The 316-nt window shown below is 62.7% G+C and carries 1 pseudogene; it reads right to left on the reverse strand.

Features of this window, described 5'->3' with window-relative positions:
- Positions 1–58 precede the first annotated feature (58 nt).
- Positions 59–316, reverse strand: a pseudogene (locus SB816_RS30630) (acetaldehyde dehydrogenase); the annotation flags it as partial.

Consider the following 316-nt stretch of genomic DNA (forward strand, 5'->3'; position numbering starts at 1 on the left):
CGCGCAGCGTCACATCGGAAATGTAGAGTTTCTTGTCCATGATCGAGTGCTCCTTGCGTCAGGCGTTCACGAGCGACGCGGCCATGCGCTCGGCCGTTGCCAGCGCGGCGGACGTCATGATGTCGAGATTGCCGGCGTAGGCCGGCAGATAATGCGCCGCGCCTTCCACTTCGACGAAGATCGAAGTCTTAAGTCCGCTGAAACGGCCGAGTCCGGGGATATGCAACGGCGCAGCGGCGGGGATGTCGTCGAACTGCACGGACTGTTTCAGCCGATAGCCGGGCACATAGGCCTGGACCGCAGCGGCCATCTCGCT

It is taken from the genome of Achromobacter sp. SIMBA_011, assembly GCF_046535435.1.
GTDB classification, from domain to species: domain Bacteria; phylum Pseudomonadota; class Gammaproteobacteria; order Burkholderiales; family Burkholderiaceae_B; genus Achromobacter; species Achromobacter dolens.